General features: G+C 64.9%; 1 protein-coding gene. It reads left to right on the top strand.

Going from position 1 to position 1,352, the window contains the following annotated elements; all coding sequences use genetic code 11:
* Nucleotides 1-62 precede the first annotated feature (62 nt).
* Nucleotides 63-1,312, top strand: a protein-coding gene (locus NX784_RS28700) for an IS3 family transposase (RefSeq protein ID WP_258820081.1) whose coding sequence is annotated in 2 segments (ribosomal slippage) — nucleotides 63-348 and nucleotides 348-1,312 — 1,251 coding nt in all. Because the reading frame shifts where the segments join, the coding sequence is not laid out codon by codon here.
* Nucleotides 1,313-1,352: the final 40 nt, after the last annotated feature.

Below are 1,352 nucleotides of genomic sequence, written 5' to 3'. Positions count from 1 at the left end.
TATAGTGGACCCCGAATTTGAGACAGTGGTTTAAGCTGTCGTCCGCGAAAGGATGATGGCGAATGAGTGAAGGTAAAAAGCGCAGGGTGCACACGGCGGAATTCAAGGCCAAGGTCGGGCTGGAAGCAGTGCGCGGATTGAAGACGGTGACGGAGATCGCGCAGGAATACGGCGTGCATCCGGTGCTGGTGGGCCAGTGGAAGAAGGAGATCCTGGAAAACGCGGGCGCCCTGTTCGACGTCAAGCGCGGCCCGAAGCCGGTGGACGAAAGCAGTCCGGAGGACAAGCTGTACAGCGAGATCGGCAAGCTGAAGATGCAGGTGGATTGGCTCAAAAAAAAGCTTGGGGAATGAACCCGGCCGAGCGGGCGCGCTGGATCGGACGGGAGGACGACATGCCGCTGACGATGCAGTGCGAACTGGCCGGCGTGCCCCGCTCGACGGTGTATCGTCGGCTGGAAGCGGCGACGCGCATGGAGTTCCCGTGCGAGGAAGAAGACCGGCTCCGCGCCCTGATCGACGAGGAATATACCCACCGGCCGTTCTACGGCAGCCGGCGCATGGCGGTCTTCCTGCGCGGGCGGGGCCACCGCGTCAACCGCAAGCGCGTGCAGCGGCTGATGCGGGAGATGGGGCTGGCGGGCATGGCGCCGGGACCGACGACGAGCAAGGCGCATCCGCGGCACAAGGTCTATCCCTACCTGCTGCGCGGGGTGGAGGTCGCGCGGCCGAATCAGGTGTGGAGCACGGACCTGACGTACATCCGTCTGGCACGCGGCTTCGCCTATCTGGTGGCGATCATCGACTGGTACTCGCGCCGCGTGTTGGCCTGGCGCGTCAGCAACAGCATGGACGCGTCGTTCTGCGTGGATTGCCTGGAGGACGCTCTGCGCCACCACGGCCGGCCGGAGGTGTTCAACAGCGACCAGGGTTCGCAGTTCACCAGCGACGCGTTCACCGGCGTGCTCAAGCGCGAAGGCGTGGCGATCAGCATGGACGGGCGCGGGCGGGCGCTGGACAACATCTTCGTCGAGCGTCTGTGGCGCAACGTGAAGTACGAGGACGTGTACCTGAAGGGCTACGCCAACATGGCCGAGCTGACGGTCGGCCTGGCGCAGTACTTCGCGTTCTACAACGCCGGGCGGCCGCACCAAGCGTTGCGCTACGAGACGCCGGATCATGTCTACCGGGCCGGCGTCGGAGGCGGCGCGCTGATCGTCGACAGGTTCGACGGCGCGGACCAGGAACGGGGGGAAGACGGCAGTACGGGGCAGCGCCGGGCAGCTGCTGGAGTGGAAATGGACACAGCTTAAACTAGCCGGCTGAGTGTCTTGACTGATGGGTCCACTTTAG

Origin of the sequence: Massilia pinisoli, from assembly GCF_024753285.1 — a bacterium.
Classification (GTDB): Bacteria; Pseudomonadota; Gammaproteobacteria; order Burkholderiales; family Burkholderiaceae_D; genus Telluria; species Telluria pinisoli.
The sequence above is the reverse complement of the archived record's forward strand: the minus strand, read 5'-3'. Positions and strand labels throughout refer to the sequence as shown.